The sequence below is a fragment of the Sphingomonas sp. Root710 genome (assembly GCF_001429065.1).
In the GTDB taxonomy this organism is placed as follows: domain Bacteria; phylum Pseudomonadota; class Alphaproteobacteria; order Sphingomonadales; family Sphingomonadaceae; genus Rhizorhabdus.
In genome coordinates this window covers 307485-326751 of record NZ_LMIB01000015.1, presented here as the reverse complement: position 1 = coordinate 326751, position 19267 = coordinate 307485, and the positions used below count along the sequence as shown (strand labels likewise).

General features: G+C 64.6%; 21 protein-coding genes and 1 tRNA gene. 13 read left to right on the top strand and 9 right to left on the bottom strand.

Annotated elements, in window-relative coordinates:
- Positions 1-70: 70 nt before the first annotated feature.
- Both ASE00_RS16625 and ASE00_RS16620 read left to right on the top strand, forming a co-directional pair.
- On the top strand, positions 71-304 hold the full coding sequence (locus ASE00_RS16625) for a hypothetical protein (RefSeq protein ID WP_056382643.1): 234 nt from the start codon (positions 71-73) through the stop codon (positions 302-304).
- Between the two features lie 8 nt (positions 305-312).
- Entirely contained in the window at positions 313-852 is a 540-nt protein-coding gene (locus tag ASE00_RS16620) for a 2'-5' RNA ligase family protein (protein ID WP_056382332.1), read from the top strand.
- On the opposite strand, the gene ASE00_RS16615 is transcribed toward ASE00_RS16620, so the two are convergent.
- Positions 821-1228: a DUF3775 domain-containing protein gene (locus tag ASE00_RS16615; protein ID WP_056382329.1), complete on the bottom strand. Its 408-nt coding sequence runs from the start codon at positions 1226-1228 to the stop codon at positions 821-823. The two genes, ASE00_RS16620 and ASE00_RS16615, sit on opposite strands and share 32 nt — an antisense overlap.
- Before the next feature lie 71 nt (positions 1229-1299).
- A complete protein-coding gene (locus ASE00_RS16610; RefSeq protein WP_056382327.1) occupies positions 1300-2526 on the bottom strand; it encodes an NAD(P)/FAD-dependent oxidoreductase in 1227 nt (408 codons plus the stop codon).
- A 125-nt stretch (positions 2527-2651) separates the two neighbouring features.
- Between ASE00_RS16610 and ASE00_RS16605 the strand changes: the two genes are divergently transcribed.
- Positions 2652-2728 (top strand) — tRNA-Met (locus ASE00_RS16605).
- Between the two features lie 40 nt (positions 2729-2768).
- On the opposite strand, the gene asnB is transcribed toward ASE00_RS16605, so the two are convergent.
- Together asnB and ASE00_RS16590 are read right to left on the bottom strand one after the other, a co-directional pair.
- Positions 2769-4643, bottom strand: a complete 1875-nt coding sequence (gene asnB, locus ASE00_RS16600; protein ID WP_162256478.1) for an asparagine synthase (glutamine-hydrolyzing) — start codon at positions 4641-4643, stop codon at positions 2769-2771.
- A gap of 420 nt (positions 4644-5063) precedes the next feature.
- Positions 5064-6422, bottom strand: coding sequence for an acyl-CoA dehydrogenase family protein (locus tag ASE00_RS16590; protein ID WP_056382322.1), 1359 nt, complete (start codon positions 6420-6422; stop codon positions 5064-5066).
- 123 nt (positions 6423-6545) lie between these two features.
- Between ASE00_RS16590 and ASE00_RS16585 the strand changes: the two genes are divergently transcribed.
- On the top strand, positions 6546-7280 hold the full coding sequence (locus ASE00_RS16585; protein ID WP_056382320.1) for an SDR family NAD(P)-dependent oxidoreductase: 735 nt from the start codon (positions 6546-6548) through the stop codon (positions 7278-7280).
- 69 nt (positions 7281-7349) lie between these two features.
- Here ASE00_RS16585 and ASE00_RS16580 read toward each other — a convergent pair whose 3' ends face one another.
- On the bottom strand, positions 7350-7880 hold the full coding sequence (locus ASE00_RS16580) for a VOC family protein (protein ID WP_056382318.1): 531 nt from the start codon (positions 7878-7880) through the stop codon (positions 7350-7352).
- Positions 7881-8140: 260 nt separating this feature from the next.
- On the opposite strand from ASE00_RS16580, the gene ASE00_RS16575 reads away from it, so the two are divergent.
- From ASE00_RS16575 to ASE00_RS16545, 7 genes are all read left to right on the top strand, one after another.
- On the top strand, positions 8141-9649 hold the full coding sequence (locus tag ASE00_RS16575; protein WP_056382317.1) for a 2-hydroxymuconic semialdehyde dehydrogenase: 1509 nt from the start codon (positions 8141-8143) through the stop codon (positions 9647-9649).
- A gap of 17 nt (positions 9650-9666) precedes the next feature.
- Entirely contained in the window at positions 9667-10194 is a 528-nt protein-coding gene (locus tag ASE00_RS16570; protein ID WP_056382315.1) for a VOC family protein, read from the top strand.
- Between the two features lie 2 nt (positions 10195-10196).
- Positions 10197-11096, top strand: coding sequence for a VOC family protein (locus ASE00_RS16565; RefSeq protein WP_056382313.1), 900 nt, complete (start codon positions 10197-10199; stop codon positions 11094-11096).
- Positions 11086-11766 carry a class II aldolase/adducin family protein gene (locus ASE00_RS16560; RefSeq protein ID WP_200957951.1) on the top strand — a complete coding sequence of 227 codons (681 nt, stop codon included), beginning with the start codon at positions 11086-11088 and terminating at the stop codon, positions 11764-11766. The genes ASE00_RS16565 and ASE00_RS16560 overlap by 11 nt, the downstream gene beginning before the upstream one ends.
- The gene (locus ASE00_RS16555; protein ID WP_056382309.1) at positions 11754-12560 is read left to right on the top strand and encodes a 2-keto-4-pentenoate hydratase; all 807 of its coding nucleotides are present in this window, start codon (positions 11754-11756) and stop codon (positions 12558-12560) included. The genes ASE00_RS16560 and ASE00_RS16555 overlap by 13 nt, the downstream gene beginning before the upstream one ends.
- 55 nt (positions 12561-12615) lie before the next feature.
- Positions 12616-13365 carry a 2-keto-4-pentenoate hydratase gene (locus ASE00_RS16550; protein ID WP_414819863.1) on the top strand — a complete coding sequence of 250 codons (750 nt, stop codon included), beginning with the start codon at positions 12616-12618 and terminating at the stop codon, positions 13363-13365.
- 77 nt (positions 13366-13442) lie between these two features.
- The gene (locus ASE00_RS16545) at positions 13443-13901 is read left to right on the top strand and encodes a MarR family winged helix-turn-helix transcriptional regulator (RefSeq protein WP_056382306.1); all 459 of its coding nucleotides are present in this window, start codon (positions 13443-13445) and stop codon (positions 13899-13901) included.
- Between the two features lie 185 nt (positions 13902-14086).
- On the opposite strand, the gene ASE00_RS16540 is transcribed toward ASE00_RS16545, so the two are convergent.
- Together ASE00_RS16540 and ASE00_RS16535 are read right to left on the bottom strand one after the other, a co-directional pair.
- Entirely contained in the window at positions 14087-14437 is a 351-nt protein-coding gene (locus ASE00_RS16540) for a hypothetical protein (protein WP_162256477.1), read from the bottom strand.
- A gap of 72 nt (positions 14438-14509) precedes the next feature.
- The gene (locus ASE00_RS16535; RefSeq protein ID WP_056382302.1) at positions 14510-15355 is read right to left on the bottom strand and encodes a helix-turn-helix transcriptional regulator; all 846 of its coding nucleotides are present in this window, start codon (positions 15353-15355) and stop codon (positions 14510-14512) included.
- A 92-nt stretch (positions 15356-15447) separates the two neighbouring features.
- Here ASE00_RS16535 and ASE00_RS16530 point away from each other — a divergent pair, with 92 nt between their 5' ends.
- Entirely contained in the window at positions 15448-16350 is a 903-nt protein-coding gene (locus tag ASE00_RS16530) for an SDR family oxidoreductase (RefSeq protein ID WP_056382300.1), read from the top strand.
- A gap of 156 nt (positions 16351-16506) precedes the next feature.
- Here the strand turns inward: ASE00_RS16530 and ASE00_RS16525 are convergent, their stop codons facing one another.
- The gene (locus ASE00_RS16525; RefSeq protein ID WP_082594811.1) at positions 16507-16926 is read right to left on the bottom strand and encodes a winged helix-turn-helix transcriptional regulator; all 420 of its coding nucleotides are present in this window, start codon (positions 16924-16926) and stop codon (positions 16507-16509) included.
- Between the two features lie 116 nt (positions 16927-17042).
- On the opposite strand from ASE00_RS16525, the gene ASE00_RS16520 reads away from it, so the two are divergent.
- Positions 17043-17936, top strand: a complete 894-nt coding sequence (locus ASE00_RS16520; protein ID WP_056382299.1) for an alpha/beta fold hydrolase — start codon at positions 17043-17045, stop codon at positions 17934-17936.
- A 105-nt stretch (positions 17937-18041) separates the two neighbouring features.
- On the opposite strand, the gene ASE00_RS16515 is transcribed toward ASE00_RS16520, so the two are convergent.
- Positions 18042-19220, bottom strand: a complete 1179-nt coding sequence (locus tag ASE00_RS16515; protein WP_082594764.1) for a cytochrome P450 — start codon at positions 19218-19220, stop codon at positions 18042-18044.
- Between the last annotated feature and the right edge of the window lie 47 nt (positions 19221-19267).

Here is a 19267-nt window from a genome sequence, read left to right as displayed (position 1 = left end):
GTTATGTAGAGCGTCGCGTCATGTGACCTGCGCAACAGCGCGGTCTTCAAATATGCCCTATCCGATCAGCATGACGACGAAGATCAAGGATCAGCTTCCGCTCGACCAGCTTGCCAGCGATCTGGCCGCCGATGCGGGCCACGCCTGGACCAAGATGGCCGAATTTCCGGGTTACAGCCGCCGGGTCTGGCGCGACGAAGCGCGCATTCATGTTAGCGAGCATCATCCCGACGCGCGGGTGGAATGCCTGCCCGCTAGCTGGGACGGGCGCGAAGGCATGTGCTTCATCCGCCGTTCCAGCTAACAGGGGCAATGTCCGGTTCCGCCAACGCACCCATCATTGTCACCGCCCTGATCGGGCCCGAGGATTTCGCCTGGGCCGACGGCCTGCGCCGCGCGCATTTCCCCGCGGAGCGCAATCAGGTGCCCGCGCATCTGACGTTATTCCACCACCTGCCGCCCTCGGCGCTCGATATGCTCAAGCGGATACTGGGGGCCGAGGCGCGGACCGCGATGCCGCCGGCCGCGCGGATCACGAGGCTGCTGCCGCTGGGGCAGGGGGTGGCGCTGGGCGTCGAGAGCCCGGGTTTAGGCGCGATCCGCGCACAGCTGGCCGAGGCGTTCCAGGACATGCTGACCCCGCAGGACCGCGCCGGATGGCGGCCGCACATCACCATCCAGAACAAGGTCGCGCCGAGCGCGGCCCGGGCGCTGCTGCAGGAACTGCGGGCTGACTTCCAGCCGCGCCCGATAGCGCTGACCGGATTTGCGGCCTGGTGGTATCGCGGCGGGCCGTGGGAGCCGATCGCGGAGTGGAAATTCAGTCGATCTGGCCGATCGCGTCGCAGCTGAGATCGAAGGCGGTGAGCCCGGCATCGAGATAGCCCGCGAGCATCGGCATATCGAGGATCTGGTCGATCACCGCGTCATTGTCGTCCTCATTCGCGGTCTCCAGCGCCTCGTCCCACTCGCTGGCGTCGAAGGTGCCGCGCCCGACCAGCGCGAGCGCCAATATTTCGGCGGCCTCATCCTCGGGCAGGTCCTCCAGCAGGGTGCGGACCTCATCCTCGATGACTTCGTTAGCTTCGTCCTCCAGCACCGCCATGGGATCGTCGCTGTCGGTCGGATCGTCCTCGTCATCCGTCTCGATCGCGGGCACCTGCGCCTCGAGTTCGCGCGCGCGCACGATCAACCGGCAAACCGTCTCCAGCGAAACCGTCAGTTCCATCTCTCGATCCTCGTCCCCAACAGCTTGTCCCCGCCTCCCAACGTGAACAGCCTGCCAGGGTTCCCGAGCTGTCAGGCGGCGGCAAGCGTCTTCAGCGGGATCTCCGGGTCGGCAAGGCTGGCCTTGTCGGGCGACAGCCCGCCGACGACCAGCGCCTTGCCCTGGACATAGTCCTTCACCGCGTTGACGCAGTCGAGCGCGAGCACCTTACCGTTCTTCAGATAGACGACCGAGAAGGCGCGGGTGGCGGGATCGCCGCGGACGACGACATCGTCATAGCCGAGGTTGAAGCCGACCGTCTGCAGGCGCAGATCATATTGGTTCGACCAGAACCATGGCACCGCGCGATAGGGTTCGCCAGCGCCGACGATGTGCTTGGCGGCTGTGGTCGCCTGGTCATTGGCGTTCTGGACCGATTCGAGGCGGATGCGCGCGCCATCGGCGAAGCCGTTGCTGTGCATCGCGCAGTCGCCGATCGCATAGACGTCGGGCAGGCTGGTGCGGCAATATTCATCGACATCGACGCCGTTGCCCCCGGCCGCGCCTGCCGCGATAAGCGGCTCGACCGCCGGGACGATGCCGATGCCGACGATCACCATCTCCGCCCGGATCACTGATCCGTCGTCCATCCGCACGCCGCTGACCTTGCCTTCGCCGACGATGCAATCGACCTTCGCGCCCAGCTGGACATCGACGCCATGGGCGCGGTGCTCGGCCTCGTAGAAGCGAGACAGCTGTTCGCCGGCGACGCGGGCGAGAACGCGGTCGAGCGCTTCGAGGACAGTGACCTTCTTGCCGAACTTCGACAGGACGGCGGCGGCCTCCAGGCCGATATAGCCGCCGCCGATCACGACGACATTGGTGACGCCATCAAGTTCGGCGAGCATGCGGTCCGCATCGGCGCGGGTGCGCACGCCATGGACACCGGCCAGGTCATTGCCGCCGCAGGTGAGCCGTCGCGGCGCGCCGCCGGTCGCCCAGATCAGCTTGCCGTAACCGATCGCCGAGCCGTCGCTCAGCGTCACTTCATGCTTGTCGGCATCGACCGCGACGACGCGGCGTTCGAGCAGCATGTCGATGTTGCGTTCGGCCCAGAAGGCGGCGGGGCGGATGAGAATGCGGTCGAACGTCTTCTCGCCCGAGAAATATTCCTTGGACAGCGGCGGACGCTCATAGGGCAGTTCTGGCTCGTCGCCGACGATGGCGATCGTGCCTTCGAACTTGTTCTGGCGGAGCGCGACGGCTGCCTGCGCGCCGCCATGACCGGCCCCGACGATAAGCACGTCATATTGCGCCAATTCCGAATCCTTCCCCTGGGATGCACTTTCCGCAGGGTCTCTAGCGCGCCGCGCGCAGATGTCCAGTTGACCGCGGCCGAACCCCCGCCTATAGGCCCGCTCCACCGCATCTGCGGACGCCTCGGGGCGGAGTAGCTCAGCTGGTTAGAGCAGCGGAATCATAATCCGCGTGTCGGGGGTTCAAGTCCCTCCTCCGCTACCATGGAATGTCTGGATTTCGATATCGGTGGTCTTGACGACGCCTAAACGCGGTTTTCAAGCCAGCTATGCATCAGCATGATCGAAAACATCAGATACTGGTAGTCATTCTGACCGCTGCGCCCACGTGATATGACGCTCTGGACTTCGGGCCATTTCAGTATCCCGTAGCGATTCACGGTCCTTTCATTGACTACGGAATCGAAGAAGCCGACTTTTTCGCTCATCCATGCATTTACCGGCATGTTTAATCCCGCCTTCGAGCGATGTACAATGCTGGACGGCATCCTCCCCTTGAGGAACTTGCGGATGATAATCTTCGAGTTGAAGCTCGTCACCTTATATTGAGGCGGGAGCGAGTTCGCCAGGCGGACCAGATCGAAGTCGAGAAATGGTACGCGCATCTCCACGCTGCTCGCCATGCTCATCCGGTCGCCATAATTCAGGTTGAGCGACATGAGATCGAAGCGCTGGTCGATCTTCATCATGGCATTGATGGGATGATCTGCCTGCATCGCATTGAACTCGGCGGCCAGCCGCTGGCTTGGCACGCTGTCCAGAGGATGCCGGAAAACCGAGGTGATGAGATCGTCCGGAACCCAGGTGTAATATTTCTCCAGCGTCCGCCCCGCACCGGGGGCAGCGATCTGCGCGAGCCGCCGCAAGCGCCGCAGACCGGCGTTGAGCGGGCCGGGGCGCAGCCGCGGGGACAGGCGCTCTACCGCCCCGAGAAGCTTGGGCGCCATGGTGGGAAAATGGGAAAGCAAGCTATGCGCCTGGTATCGCCGATACCCTCCCCAGAACTCGTCGGCGCCATGCCCCGTCAGCACGACCTTGATATTCGCGTCGCGCGCGGCCCGGCACATCAGGAAGGTGGCGATGGCGGCCGGATCGGAAACGCCCTCGTCGAACAGCGTGTTGAAGGCGCTCAGCTTTTCCATCAGGCCACCGCTGACCGCAACATGCTCGAGCGGCAAGCCTAGGCCCGACGCGATCGTGGTAGCCGCGGAAAGATCGTCACTCTGTCCGTGATGGGCCAGGTCGTCCGCAGGGAAGGACATGGTGAAGGCTCGCTTGAGATCGGCCTGCTGATTCGCCGCCTCCAGCGCGATCGCGGTCGAATCCAGCCCTCCGCTGAGCAGCAGAGCGACAGGCACGTCCGAGCGCATCTGCCGCTTGATCGCCTGGCGGAAGGCAGCGCCGAACTCTTCGACCGCAGCGTTCAGATCGCCGGCAAAAGGCGCGCCTTCCAGATGACGGAACAAGCGGCGCGACGATATCTCGACGCCGTCGCGATATTTCTTCAACTCGCCCGGCGGAAATTTATAAACGTCCCGGTACATGGTGTACGGCTCAGGCACGTAGGACAGGGAGAGCTGATCGGCGAGCGACTCCTCCCGGACCTGTAGCCCGCCCAGCGCGAGCGCGCGAACAGCGCTGATTTCCGAGGCGAAGATGGTCCTGCCCTGCTCTTGATGAATCAGCAGCGGCTTGATCCCCAGAGGATCTCGCAGGACGAGCGTCTCCCCCGTCTTCTTGTCGTACAGGATGAAGGCGAACATCCCGTTCAGCTTGTCGAAAAACGCCTCACCTTCGCGGGCATAGCCTTCGATCAGGACTTCGGTGTCGGAGTGGGAGGACCAGGCGATGCCGCCGGACGACCGGTCAAGTTCGTTTCTGAGCTCGGCATAATTGTAGATCTCGCCATTATAGACGATGACGTAGCGGCCGCTCTGGTCGTGCATCGGCTGCACGCCGGAATCCGACGTATCTATGATGGCCAGCCGGTTGTGCCCGAGGACACAATCCTTCCGCTCCGCCTCGAATGTTCCATGCGCATCGGGGCCCCGATGACGGATGGCTTCCAACGCCTGATCAACAAGGCGCGCGTGACCCTGCCTGGCCACGACAGCAACCAATCCACACATTGTGGCCTACCCCCAAATAGGCTGATTGAGTTCGCAGAACAGTTCGTCGTTACCGGTAGCGCCCTATCCCTTCACATCGATATCCGCCATTGATCCATGATGCCCTCGAACGGTAGCCTAACTTATTCTGCGAGCAAGAGTGTTGTTGGTTCTGCAGCTTGGGGAGCAGCATCTTTAGCAGGGGCGAAGTCGATCTAGGCGGCGTGACCAGCTCGCATGCACAAGCAGGAAAACCTCCCAGGGTCGCCGTCATCGCAACCGGAAGAAAGCTTCTCGTCACGCTCGACGCCAGCGTCCGCGAGCAACTCCATTGGCTGAAGCCGCTGGATAACTACGGGTGCCGGGTCGAGCCCGGAGTGTCGATGGGGAAGGCTGTGTCTGCCGATTATATCACGGCAGGCCGCCCTCGGCTCAGGCGGCGTGCTGGGCCACGCCCGACGTCCCCTCGACGAAGGTCGGCGACCAATCGGCGTCCGTAAGCGCCGCGCCCGTCCGCTCGCGCGCCAGGTCACGCGCGGCGACGTCGAAGAGAAGTTGCCAGCCATGGCTGTAGAGCTGCGTGAAATCGCGCCACACCCGCTCCATCCGCTGGCCGTTGCGGATCGTGCTCGATCCACAGGTGCGGATCACGGTCTGCACCGCCGGCCAACACAGGCTGTTGACAATCTCCCGCGCGATTCCGGACAGGCGAAGATCCTCTTCGCGCCTCCACGCGACGCGCTCGGACAGGTCCATCCACTGGCGCGCATAAGCATCGCAAGCGGCTTCCGCGGTCGATATCTGTCCTGACGCGGTGCCGAACCAGCGCTGATAATCGACATCCTCGGACCGGCGCGAGAAGGGCGGGTTGGGAAGCTGCTTGGTAAGCAGCAGTTCCTCATAACCATCGACCGCGCCGCGCGCTGTGCCGGTCGAGACGTTCGCCCCGCCGAGCAGGTAGAAACTCAATGTGCTGCCGGCATACATGGCGTTGCCATGAATCCGTCGTCCGATCGCGACCTTGGGATCGAGCGACAGGAAGGTGTGGCCGGGCAGCGCGTAATGCGGCGGGATATAGGCATCGTCGAAGCGGATCGAGTTGGAGCCCGATCCCTTGAGGCCGAGCACGTCGCCCCAGTCGTCGAGTACGGTGTAGGAGTCGCGCGGCGCGACGAACAGCATCGGCGTCGGCTTCGATCCGTCGGGCATGCGATCGGGGATCGCGTGCGACATCATATGGGTCGAATAGGGCGCGCCCGAATTATAGTGGAAGGTGCCGCTGATCTTCCAGCCGCCGTCGGGCTGAAGCTCCGCCGTGCCTTCGGGCTTGGCGGTGAGCGGTGCGCGGAACTCGCCTGAAGCGAATATCTCGTCCTGCGCCGCTTCGCTGAAGAAGGACGCGACGGTCAGCGTATGGTTGATCGACTGGCTGAGCATCCAGCCCGACGACGGACAGTTGCGAGCGATCTCGCGCACCACCTGGAAATAGGTCTGGGCGTCGCATTCGTAGCCGCCATATTTCTTCGGCATCAGCATCTTGTAGAAGCCCGCCGCGCGGAACGCCTCATGGACGTCCTCGGGATAATGGGTGAGCGCCTCGGTCTCCGCCTGCCGGGCGAGCAGCGTCGGCCCGATGTCGCGGGCGCGCCGCACCAGTTCTGCATCGGTCGGGATGTGCGCCTGCGCCGCGGGCGGCTGCCCGATCTTGTCTGTCATGTCCGTCTCCCGGGGGCGCTCATGCCGCTCGCCCACATTGTAGATATTGCCGGGCCAGCCGCCGGCAGCGGTCATGCCGCAATAGAAAATGTAAACAGTGGTTTACAAAAGTCAATGGTCCATGTAGGTCGAGAAAAAGCCGGATTTTACCGGCAGTTTCGCGATTAAGTGATAGATTTATTTCCAAGGAGAGGGTGGATGTCGGGAAGCCATGCGGGCCGGGTCGCGGTCGTGACGGGGGCGGCGCAGGGCATTGGCCGCGCGATCGCCGAGTTGCTGGCGGCGCGTGGTGCGGAGCTGGTGCTGGTCGATCTGGGGCCCGCCGATGCGGTGCGCGATGCGATCGGGGGCGATCCGCTGTGCATCCAGGCCGACATCTCCGACGACGCCGGGTGGGCACGGATCGCGGCGCTGGTCGATGAACGCCATGGCCGCGCCGACATCGTCGTCAACAATGCCGGTATCTATCCTATGCGGCCGTTCGACGAGCTCGACAACGAACTGTGGCGCAAGACCTTCGCGGTGAACATCGACGCGCATTTCTATGCTGCCAAGCATTTCGTGCCGCTGATGAGGCGCAACCGCTGGGGCCGTTTCGTCAATATCAGCTCGAACTCGATCGGCTATGCGATCCCCGGCATGAGCCATTATATGGCGAGCAAGATGGCGGTGATCGGCTTCGTGCGCGGATTGGCCAATGATCTCGGTCAGGACGGCATCACCGTGAACGCCGTGCTGCCCGCGCCGACGGTGACGCCGGGGACCAGCACGATGTCGGCGTCGTTCGACATGCTGGCGCAGACGCAGGCGATCAAGCGGGTCGCGCAGGCCGACGACATAGCGGGGCCGGTGGCTTTCCTGACCAGCGACGATGCGGCGTTCATTACCGGACAGGCGGTGGTGGTTGATGGTGGAGCATATAAGATCAGCTAGCGAGTTCGGCTGCCAGCATCATATCGTCCACACAGGCCCGGGGTGTCGGCGGAAGGGGGTGGTCGACCCTCACGCGACCGGCGGTTTCCAGCGGCGCAGCTCGGTGCCTTCCTCATAGGGTTGCGGCGAAGGGAAGCTGATCAGTTCGATCACCGGACCAAAAGGCGTGCGGATGAAGCAGAAGCGGTTGCCGGGGCCGCTTTCGGCGCGGATCAGATCCCAGGGGTCGTTCATCTTCTCGGCGCCCGCCGCCACCGCGCGCTCGAGCGCGGCTTCCATATCGTCGACATAGAGCGCGACATGCTGCCAGCCGAGGTCGCACAGGCGGGGAGCAGGGCGCTGGCCGTCCACCTTATAGTGGAACAGCTCGATCCCCGGGCCGGTGCCCATCTTGTACATCCGAATGACGTCGATCACGATTCCCGGCGGCGAGCCGACCATCTTCGCGACCTCGGGCCCTTCGAACGGGGGGAGGCCGGGGTTGAGCGTCTCATAGATGAACTCGGCCCCGAGGCCATCGATCAGGAAGCGTTCGGCCGCTTCGATATCGAGGACGGTCAGACCGATATGATCGATTCCCCGTGCGGTCGCTGCGTTCACGTCCTTGCTCCCTCGCAATCCATTCTGCTTGCCATTTTGCAATAGTGCATCCAGTTTAGGGGGTGGTAGCGTGGTGTCAACCATGGCGCAGCGCTGCTCTGGGTCAGAAAAAGGCCGATGCTGATCAGAAGGATGAGTCGGAGCAGCAATGTTTCAGGTTCAGTCCCACGCGCGGACCGGCCGAGGTGATATCATAAGGTTGCATCCACCATTATTAGGACGTATACATCATAAGAGACTCAGTACTGGAGACGGAATTCATGACAGGGCAGGCTGGTGCGACGGCGGTTGCCGACCGCGCTCCTCAGCAGGTGCGGCGCACGCTTCGCAACTTCATCGGCGGCCGTTTCATCGACGGCGGCAAGCCGTTCGACATCTATGATCCCGCGACGGGGCAGGTGCACGCGACCGCCTATGAGGCCGACCAAGTGATCGTCGACCAGGCCGTCCAGGCGGCGCGCGCCGCAGTCGAGGGCGATTGGGGCAAGATGACGCTGGCCAAGCGCCGCGCTTTGCTGGTCCGCGTCGCCGACCGGATCGAGGAGCGGTTCGACGAATTCTTGGAAGCCGAGATCGCCGACACCGGCAAGCCGCACGAACTGGCCCATCATCTCGACATTCCGCGTGGCGCGGCCAACTTCCGCGTCTTCGCCGATGCGATCGCCAACCTCTCGACCGAGACGTTCGAGATGGACACGCCCGATGGCGGCAAGGCGCTCAACTATGCGGTGCGCAAGCCGCTCGGCGTGGTTGGGGTGATCAGCCCGTGGAACTTGCCGCTGCTGCTGATGACCTGGAAGGTCGCGCCCGCGATGGCGTGCGGCAACGCCGTCATCGTCAAGCCGTCCGAGGAGACCCCGTCGACCACGACCCTGCTGGGCGAGGTGATGAAGGAGGTCGGCATCCCCGACGGCGCGTTCAATGTCATCCATGGCTTCGGCCCGGATTCGGCGGGCGAGTTTCTCGTCCAGCACCCGGGCGTCCGCGCGATCACCTTCACCGGCGAGACGCGCACCGGTTCCGCGATCATGAAGGCCGCCGCGCCGACGGTAAAGGCGCTGTCCTTCGAACTGGGCGGCAAGAATCCGGCGATCGTCTTCGCTGACGCCGATCTCGACGCGGCGGTGACCGGGCTTGCCCGCGCCGCCTTCCTCAACACCGGCCAGGTCTGCCTCGCCCCCGAGCGCATCTATGTTGAGCGGCCTGTATTCGACCGTTTCGTCGCGGGGATGAAGGTGAAGGCCGAGGCGCTGAAGCCCGGGCTTCCCAACGACCATGGCACCACGCTGGGGCCGGTGATTTCCGACGAGCATCGCCGAAAGGTGCTCGGCTACTACCAGCTTGCCGTCGAGGAGGGTGCGACCGTCGTCACCGGCGGCGGGGTGCCCAAGCTGGAGGGCGACGCCGCCAACGGCTATTTCGTCGAACCGACGATCTGGACCGGGCTGCCCCACGATGCCCGCGTCTGCCGCGAGGAGATTTTCGGCCCGGCCTGCGCGATCATCCCCTTCGACAGCGAAGAGGAGGCGATCCGCATGGCCAACGACACCGAATATGGCCTGGCCTCATCGATCTGGACCACCAACCTGTCGCGTGCGCACCGCGTTGGCCGGGCGATGGAGGTGGGCATTTCCTGGGTGAACTGCTGGTTCCTGCGTGATCTGCGCACGCCGTTCGGCGGGGCGAAGATGTCGGGCGTCGGCCGCGAGGGCGGCGAGCACTCGATCAACTTCTATTCGGAACCCAGCAACATCTGCATCAAATTATAAGGACGGGAGAGATCCACATGGCGACCACTGCGGACAGCGCTGGCAAAACCAAGGTCGAGCCGGCCCTCAAGACCAAATTCTACTCGCACGCTACCCTCGAATGTAAAGATGTCGCCAAGACGCGGCAGTTCTTTGAGGAATTCCTGGGCTTCGAGACGGTGCAGATGGCCCCGGTCGCCTTCTGGGCGCGGCTGGGCGGCGACCAGATCATCGTCGTGGTGAAGAGTCCGAGCAAGAATGTCGAGACAATGCCCTTCCTCAACCATAACGGCCTGGACGTCGGCACCGAGGCCGATGTCGACGCGGCCTATGAGATTGTCAAGCGCGACGCGGAGAAGTGGGGCCTGCACAAGATCAGCAAGCCGGTCGTTCAGCACGGCACCTATTGCTTCTATTTCTGGGACCAGGACGACAATGCCTGGGAGATACTGGCAAATCCGCCGCGCGGCTATGCCTGGGGCTTCGAACTGGGCGACCAGAAGGGGGCGGGCCATCTCAGCACAAAGTTCCAGCGCCCGGAATCGACCCTGACCAAGGGCAAATGAGCATGGGCGCGCATCTTCACGACATTCGTTATGTGCGGATCGGATCGGATGATCTCGATGAGAGCGTCCGCTTCGCCACCGATATATTGGGGCTGGAAGTCGTGCATCGCGACGCCGGCGCCGCCTATCTGCGGGGCGACGATCGCGATCACAATATCTGCTACACCAAGGGCCGTTCGACCGGGCAGGTGCTGGGCTTCGAGATGCCCGACATGGCGTCGCTCGACGCCGCCGCGGCGATGTTCGAGAAGGCCGGGGTCGCGGTCCGCCACGGCACCAGCGACGAGCGCGAGCAGCGCCGTGTGCGCGGGCTGATCACATTGCGCGATCCCACCGGCAACGTCATCGACCTGGTGGCGCGGCCCGATCATAGCGGCAAGCGTTATTTCGGCACGCGCGACGCGGGGATCACGTCGTTCAGCCATGTGGGCCTGCGCACGTCGAACGCGAGCGCGGACGAGCTATTCTGGACGTCGATGCTCGGCGCGAAGGTGAGCGACTGGATCGGCGATGCGCCCCTTCTGCGCATCGACGAGGTGCATCACAAGATCGCGCTATTCCCGTCGGCCTTTCCTGGGGTGCAGCACGTCAACTTCCAGGTGGAATCGATCGACGACATCATGCGGTCCTATTATCACCTGAAGAAGCATAATGTCCGGATCGTGTTCGGGCCGGGGCGACACCCGACCTCGGGCGCGCGCTTCCTCTATTTCCAGGGCCCGGACGAGATCATCTACGAATATTCGTCGGGGGTGCGGATGATCACCGCCGAGGACGAGAAGACATATATCCCCCGCCAGTTCCCGATGGCGGAAAGCAGCTTCTGCATGTGGGGATCGGTCCCTGACATTCCCGAGTTCCGGACCCCGCCCTCAGGCGCACCGATCCGCCGTGCGGCCTGATCCAGCGCGGATATTGCGGCTCGCGGCGCGCGCGATGGCGCGTCATGGCCTCGCCCATGCCTATGGTCATGTCAGCATCCGGCTCGACGCGGCGCATTTCCTCGTCACCCCGGCGTCGCCGCTTGGCCTGGTATCTACCAGCGAGCCGGGCGTGATCGTTCCGCTCGACGGCGACCTGCCTCCGGGCGCGCTGCCCGAGGTCCGCATCCACCGCGAAATCTACCGCGCCCGGCCCGGCGTCGGCGGGGTATGCCGCGTCCAGCCGCCCGCGGCCATGGCGCTGTCGGCGCTGGGCGAGACGCCGCGCGCGCTCCACGGTCTCGGCACCTATTTCGCGCCGAAGCCGCCGCTGTGGCCCGGCGTCGCTCTGGTCCGCGACGACGAGCAGGCGGTGCGCGTCGCCGAGATGATGGGGGACGCGCGCGCGATCGTGCTGTCGGGCAATGGCGTGGTGACCGCCGGCGACACGTTGGAGGAAGCGGCCGGGCTGGCCTTCTTCCTGGAGGACGCGGCGCGGATCGAACTGGCGTTGCTGCCGGCGCGCGCAGCCGGTATCGCCGCGCGGGAATATACGCCCGAGGAAGTCGAAAAACGCGCGGTGAAGGCCGGAGGCCTTTATGAGCGCATGTGGCAATATCTTTGTTTCGGAGATCCCGAATGGCAAGTGTGAACCCCTCGCTGGGCGCTGACGATGTCGCGCGCCAGGCCAAGCTGATCCGCGATTCCTATGATAGCGGGACGCCGATCACGCCGGTCCGCGAGGCGCTGCCCACGGCGACGATCGAGGACGCCTATGCGATCCAGGAGGCCAACACCCGCCACTGGCTCGACGCGGGCCGCACGATCGTCGGCGCGAAGATCGGCCTGACCGCGAAGGCGGTGCAGAAGCAGCTCGGTGTCGACCAGCCCGACTTCGGCACGCTGTTCGCTGACATGGCGGTCAACGACGGCGACATCGTGCCGCTGGGCCGGCTGCTCCAGCCCAAGGTGGAGGCCGAGATCGCCTTCATTCTGGCGCGCACCCCCGACCCCAAGGCGCTGACCACCGCCGAGCTGATCAACTGCATCGACTATGCGCTGCCCGCGATCGAGATCGTCGACAGCCGCGTGGCCGACTGGAACATCCGCATCGTCGACACCGTCGCCGACAATGCCTCCTCCGGGCTGTTCGTGCTGGGCACCCGCCCGGTCAAGCTCGACGCGATCGACCTGCGGCTGTGCGGGATGGTGCTGGAGAAGAATGGCGATCCGACCTCGTTCGGTGCGGGCGCGGCGTGCCTCGGCAATCCGCTCCACGCGCTCGGCTGGCTCGCCGCGAAGATGGCCGAGGTCGGCCGTCCGCTGAAGCAGGGTGACATCATCCTCTCAGGCGCGCTCGGCCCGATGGTTGCGGTCGCGCCCGGTGACGCGATCGAGGTTCGCATCGAAGGGGTCGGCACCGTGCGGGTCGGCTTCGGTAAATAAGCGGGCGCTTCGCGCCCGACGATGAGATTGAAGAGGGAGAAGGCCGGTGGCCGATATCTTGGGAATTGCTGAACGGCTCGATACCGCGGTGACCACCGCGACCGCGACCCCGCAGCTCGAAGTGCCGATCACGCTCGACGAGGCCTATCAGGTCCAGGCGGCGGTGCTCGGCCGCCGCTATCAGCGCGGCGAGAAGCGGATCGGGCTGAAGATGGGCTTCACCAGCCGCGCGAAGATGGTCCAGATGGGCGTCGAGGGCATGATCTGGGGCCGGCTGACCGATCGCATGCTGGTCGAGGATGGCGGCGACATCGCCTTCGAGACCTATGTTCACCCGCGCGTCGAGCCCGAGATCGCCTTCATCCTGAAGGCGCCGCTGACCGGCAGCGTCACGCCCGCGGCGGCGCTGGCGGCGGTCGGCGGGGTCGCGCCCGCGCTGGAGATCATCGACTCGCGCTACAAGGATTTCAAATTCTCGCTGACCGACGTGGTTGCCGACAACAGCTCCTCGTCGAGCTTTGTCGTCGGCGCGTGGAACGATCCGGCGCAGGACATTTCCAACCTCGGCATGATCCTGGAGATCGACGGGGTCGCGCGGCAGATCGGGTCGAGCGCGGCGATCCTGGGGCATCCGCTCCGCTCGCTGGTCGCGGCGGCGCGGCTGGCCGAGGAAGCGGGCGAGCCGTTGCAGGCGGGCAGCGTGGTGATGGCAGGCGGTGCTACCGCCGCCGAGGCGCTCGCGCCCGGCCAGCATGTCCGGCTGGTGGTCCAGAATCTGGGCCGGGTCGAGTTCAACGTGAAGTGAAAATGGCGGGACCGGTTGAAATGGGGACGCAGGACGCGGCATAGCCGGTGCCGGAGCCAGGGGCGGGAGTTGATGGCGTGGTGGCGGATTCGGAGACGCTGAAGAAACTGGGGCAGTTCGATCTGCTTGCCGCGCCCGGCCATCTGCTGCGGCGCAACCATCAGCGTTCGTTCGATATCTTCACCCGCCATGTCGGCGACGACGTGACCCGTCAGCAGATCGCGTTGCTGCTGGCGCTGTCGCAATGCCCCGGCGCGTCGCAGCGCGAGCTGGTCGAGGCGACCGGCATCGACAAGAGCACGCTCAAGGAAATGCTGAGCCGGATGATCGCGCGCGGCTGGGTGCTGCGCGAACGCGACAAGCGCGACAGCCGCGCCTGGACGATGGACATCACCCAGGCGGGCGCGGAGCTGCTCGTCGAGCGGATCGAGAAGCTGAAGGCCGCCCAGCGCGAGATATTGGAACCGCTGTCGAAAGAAGACCGTGTCGTCTTCATGCGGTGCCTGCGGCAGTTGATCGGGCTGGACGCGCTTTAATCGGCGTAAGCGCGGTAAGCGTCATCAGCCCAATAATCGTCACCCCAGCGAAGGCTGGGGTCCATGGCTCTCACCAAACAGATGGCATCTGAGGAGACCATAGACATGGATGCCAGCCTTCGCTGGCATGACGGATATGGGTGGAAAGCGGACATCTGTTATCTGGAACAGACAACTCTCGCTCGCTATCGGCAGGGCATTGGTTCTAAAATAAGTTCGCTCCCAGCGCGCTTAGCTTTGATCTTGTCGCCGACCTTACAGCCAGCCACAAACGCCGCCTCCACGGACTCGCTTGCGACCAACCCCGTGTCATCTTCGGCGGTCACGCCAGCCATCACACCGGGACGATATTTAGATACACCGAACCCTATTTTCGTGATGGTCGCGGAAACCAGTATGCCTTCCTGACTTTTCCGTTCGATGTCTCTTTGGAAGAAAAACACCATTATCAAAGCCACGATAAACAGCAGCACGACGATGACGGAAAGGCCGCTGGCCCAAAAGCGATACCGCAGCCAATCCAGCCAATATGCCATGATCGCGATCATAGCCTGTCGCCGCATCGGCAGCAATTGGGCAAGCAATTACGAATGGCGGCATTTGGGTCGTTACTGGCAGACGGCCTCCTGCGCTTCCACGAGGGCGCGCACCTTGTCCGCATCGGCCGGGGAAACCGGGTTGTAGACGATCATCCCCAGTTCGGGCCTGCCATCCACGGCGAAGGAGGAGAATTCGAGCTGCACGAACCCGGCCTTCGGGTGGCGGATCCGCTTCACGCCGTCGCTATGGGCGCTGACGTCGTTGGCCTTCCACAGCGTTTCGAACTCGGGGCTCAGGCGGCTCAGCTCGTCGACCAGCCTGGCGGCTTCCGTGCTGGCGTGTGCGCCGACCCGGGCCATGTCGGCGCGGAAGGCGCCGACGACGAAGCGCGCGACGCTGTCCCAATCCTCGTTGTGATTGCGGCCTTTCCCGCCGGTGAACATGAGCCGCAGGATGTTGCGCTGTTCGCGCGGCAGCAGCGCATAGTCGGTCAGTAGGGCGGCGGCCGCGCGATTCCAGCCGACGACGTCCCACATCGCGGTCTTGATGATCGCCGGGCTCAGCGGCATCCCGTCGAGGACATGCTGAAGTCGGGGGGTGATGCCGTCCACTTGCTGGTAGCGCGCCTCGGACGGGCGACCGAGGCCCAACATATAGAGATGCTCGCGCTCCGGATCGGTCAGCATCAGCCCCTTGGCGATGCGATCGAGCACGTCGGCGGATGGCGCGCCGCCACGGCCCTGCTCCAGCCAAGTATACCATGTCGGGCTGATATTCGCCCGGCTCGCCACCTCCTCGCGGCGCAGGCCCGGGGTGCGCCGGCGGCCGCCGGCCAGCCCGAACGCCGCCGGGTCGAGCCGGGTTCGGCGATCGCGCAGATAGCTGCCCAGGGGATTGGAGGCGTCGCCGGTCATGATCGATCCTGTTACCCATTATACCATGATAGGATCACTACTTTAACATGTTAGTGCGTGCGGCGATATGGTGCGCGACAAGGAGAGTTCCCATGCGCATATTCCTCACCGGCGCGACCGGCTTCATCGGCTCGCACATCATTCCCGAACTGCTCAAACGGGGCCATCAGGTGCTCGGGCTTACCCGCTCCGACGATGGCGCGCGGCAGCTGGAGGCGATCGGCGTCAAGGCGCATCGCGGCGATCTGGAGCAGCCCGAGACGCTGGCCAGCGGTGCGGCGGCCGCCGATGCGGTGATCCACTGCGCGTTCGACCATGATTTCGCGACCTTCTTCGAGAATACGAAGAAGGATGAGCGCAACATCGCCGCGATGGGCGAAGCGCTGGCGGGGACGCAGAAACTGATCCTGATCACCTCGGGCATCGGCATCGGCACGCCGTTGAACGGCGGCCCGGCCATGGAGGACGTGCTGAATCCGCGCCATGCCAATCCCCGGATCGCGACCGAACTCGCGGGTGCGGCGCTGATCGCGCGCTGCATCGACGTGCGCACCATCCGCTTGCCGCAGGTACACGACACGACAAGGGCGGGCCTGATCACGCCGCTGATCGCGGAGGCGCGCCGGGCCGGGGCGGCGGCCTATGTGGGCGACGGGCAGGCGCGCTGGGCGGCGGCGCATATCAGCGACGTGGCGAAGCTCTACGTCCTGGCGCTGGAGCGGGGCGAGCCGGGGGCGCGTTACCACGCATCGGCCGAGGAGGGGATCGCCGCGCGGGCCATTGCGGAAGCGATCGGACAGGGCGCCGGATTGCCGGTCCGCTCCGTCGGGGCCGACGAGGTCGAGCGCTATTTCGGCTGGATGGCCCCCTTCGCGGGGCTCGATATGGCCGCGTCGAATAGCTGGACGCGCGCGCGGCTGGGGTGGGATCCGACGGGGCCTGATCTGCTGACTGACCTGGCTGCGATGGATTATTCGGCTATCACCGGGCACTGATCGGGCTGGAGCGCTTTAGTTCGCGATTCTTTCTCCGCTCATCCTGAGTAGGGGTTGAGCTTGTCGAAGCCCCGTATCGAAGGACGTCCTTCGATACGCCATTTCGGCAAGCTCAATGGCTACTCAGGATGAGCGGATATGAGCATTTCGGCCTCTTTAAATATCCTCCGCCAGCGCAACGTCATAAGCCACCCGTGCCGCTTCCACCGCCAGCTTGTTGTCGCTGGCCCAGCCCGCCAGCATCGTTAGCGGGCCGGTTAGCGACAGGCCCAGTTCGGTGAGCGCGTAATCGACCCTCGGCGGCACCGTCGCGAAGGCGGTGCGGCTGACGAGGCCGTCGCGCTGGAGGCCGCGCAGGGTGAGGGTCAGCATGCGGTGCGACACGCCGGGGATGGCGCGCATCAACTCGTTGAAGCGCAGCGAGCCGCGCGAGAGGTGGCCGACCACCATCACCGTCCATTTGTCGCCGATCCGGTCGATGATCTGGGCGAGCGAGCGGCATTCGCCCGATCCCTCGCGCGCTGCGGCTTCGGCGGCGCTGACCGGCGGGATGGCGGGATGGTCGATCTTACCCATCGCTTTTTCCTTCACGATCATGGGCGTTCCTTCGGCACATTTTTGTGCGTTCTTGCCCGGGTTTTCACTTCCTATCATATCGTCACGAACAAAATGTACCTAAAGGAATTTTCGTCATGAGCGCAGCGCAGCCCGCCGCCCCCGCAGCCGGGAGCCCGGTCGAGGGTCTCGACGACTTCACCCATCGCTTTGCCGAGCGTGACGGCGTGCGGATCCATTATGTCGCGGGCGGGCAGGGGCCCGCGATCGTGCTGGTCCATGGCTGGCCCTATACATGGGCGCTGTGGCGCAGGCTGATGCCGCTGCTCGCAGCGCAGGGGTACAGCGTAATCGCGCCCGACCTGCGCGGCTGCGGGGATTCGGACCGGGCCGATGGGGGCTATGCCAAGACCGATGTCGCCGAGGATATCCGCCATATCGTCCAGGCCGAGGGGTTCGATCGCATCCGGCTGGTCGGCACCGATATCGGGACGATGGTCGCCTATGCCTATGCGTCGCGCCATCCCGATGAGGTCGAGCGGCTGATCCTGGCGGAGTCGCTGATCCCGGGCTTCGGGCTGGAGGAGCTGATGAACCCGGCGACTGGCGGCTATTGGCACTTCGGCTTCCAGGCGCAGGTCGATCTCGCCGCCTTCCTGACCGAGGGCAAGGAGGCCGCCTATCTGCTGCCGACCATGTCGATGATGTCGGCCTCGCCCGATGCGGGCGAGACCGCGCAGCGCGACTTCCTGCCCTATTATACCGCGCCCGGCGGGATGCGCGGCGGCTTCCAGCATTATGGGACGATGGTCGCCGACGGGAAGGCGAACCGCGAGGCTTTCACTGCGAAGCTGCCGATGCCGGTGATGGTGCTGAGTGGCGAGCGCGGCATTCCACAGGCGCAGACGCTGGCCTGTGTCGAGCAGGTGGCGGGCGATATCGCGACCGACATCGTGCCGGGGAGCGGGCACACCTTCGCGCTGGATAATCCGGATTGGGTGGCGGAGCGGATGGGGCGCTTCTTCGCCTGACCTACTCCGTCATCCCGGGCTCGACCCGGGATCCCGCTTTTCTTCTCCCAGCGCGGGAAAGGAAGAAGCGGGACCCCGGGTCGAGCCCGGGGTGACGTGTACGGTTTACGCCGCGGTGAAGCGCAGCGGCATTTTCTCGACCGACAGGCGCGGCCAGACATGGCGCTCGACATCACCGGCGAGTTCGAACGCCGTCGTCCGGCGGAGCAGTTCCTCTGCGGTCACCCGCATCTGCATGCGGCCGAGCGGCGCGCCGAAGCACTGGTGGATGCCGCGTCCGAAGGCGAAGTGCAGCTTCGACTTGCGGTCGATGTCGAAGACGTCCGGATTTTCCCAGCGGGTGGGATCGAGGTTGGCCGATCCATAGTTGAGGAAGACGCTGTCGCCCGCCTTGATCGTCTCGCCGCCGACCTCGATGTCCTGCACCGCCATGCGCGGCATCTCCTGCTGCGGCGATTCGATGCGCAGGCTTTCCTCGACCGCGTCCTTGATGCGATCGGGGTTGGCGCGCAGAAAATCCTGCAGCTTGCGATCGGTGGCGAGGCGGCGGACGAAATTGCCGATGCCGCTCGCGGTGGTCGAGCGCCCCGCGAGGATCAGCGCGATGATCAGCCCGGTGACCGCCTGATCATCGAGCTTCTGCCCGTCGATCTCGCCGGCGATGAAGCCGCTGACGACGTCGTCGCCCGGATTGGCGCGACGATCGTCGATCAGATCCTGGATATAGGGGACGACCTTCAGGAAATGATCCATCGGCAGCGACGAACCCGGGGTGGCCGTACCTGATCCGGTGAGCCGCTCCATCTCCGACGACCAGTCGTTGTAGATGCGCCAGTCGGCGGTCACCCGCAGGAAGCGGCACAGCGTCTGGGTCGAGAAATGATAGGCGTAGCTGGCGAAATCGGCATCGCCCTGACCGATCAGCGCATCGATCATCTCCGCGGCGATCGGGCGCATGACCTCTTCGGCGGCGCTGATCTTGCTGGGTGCGAAGAAGGGATTCACCAGCCGGCGGTAGGCGCCATGTTCGGGCGGATCGGCCATCAGCGGCAGGATGCGGGGCGTGCCCGGCGGCACCGTCACATTGCTCAGGCTTTTGGTGTCGAGCGCCGCCTTCTCGATCTCGGCATGGCTGAAGATGCCCCAGGTGCCCTGGCCCTCTCCCTTGCTGTATCGGGCGACCGATCCCTTCGCCAGCAGCGCCGCATAGGCGGCGCTGTGATCGGGGGCCTGGCCCGTCGCCACATCGGCCAGAGCCTTTTCGGGCTCCCACAATAAAGTCATACCCCTCGCTCCATTATCACGCGAATAACTGTACACACTGTTTAGCA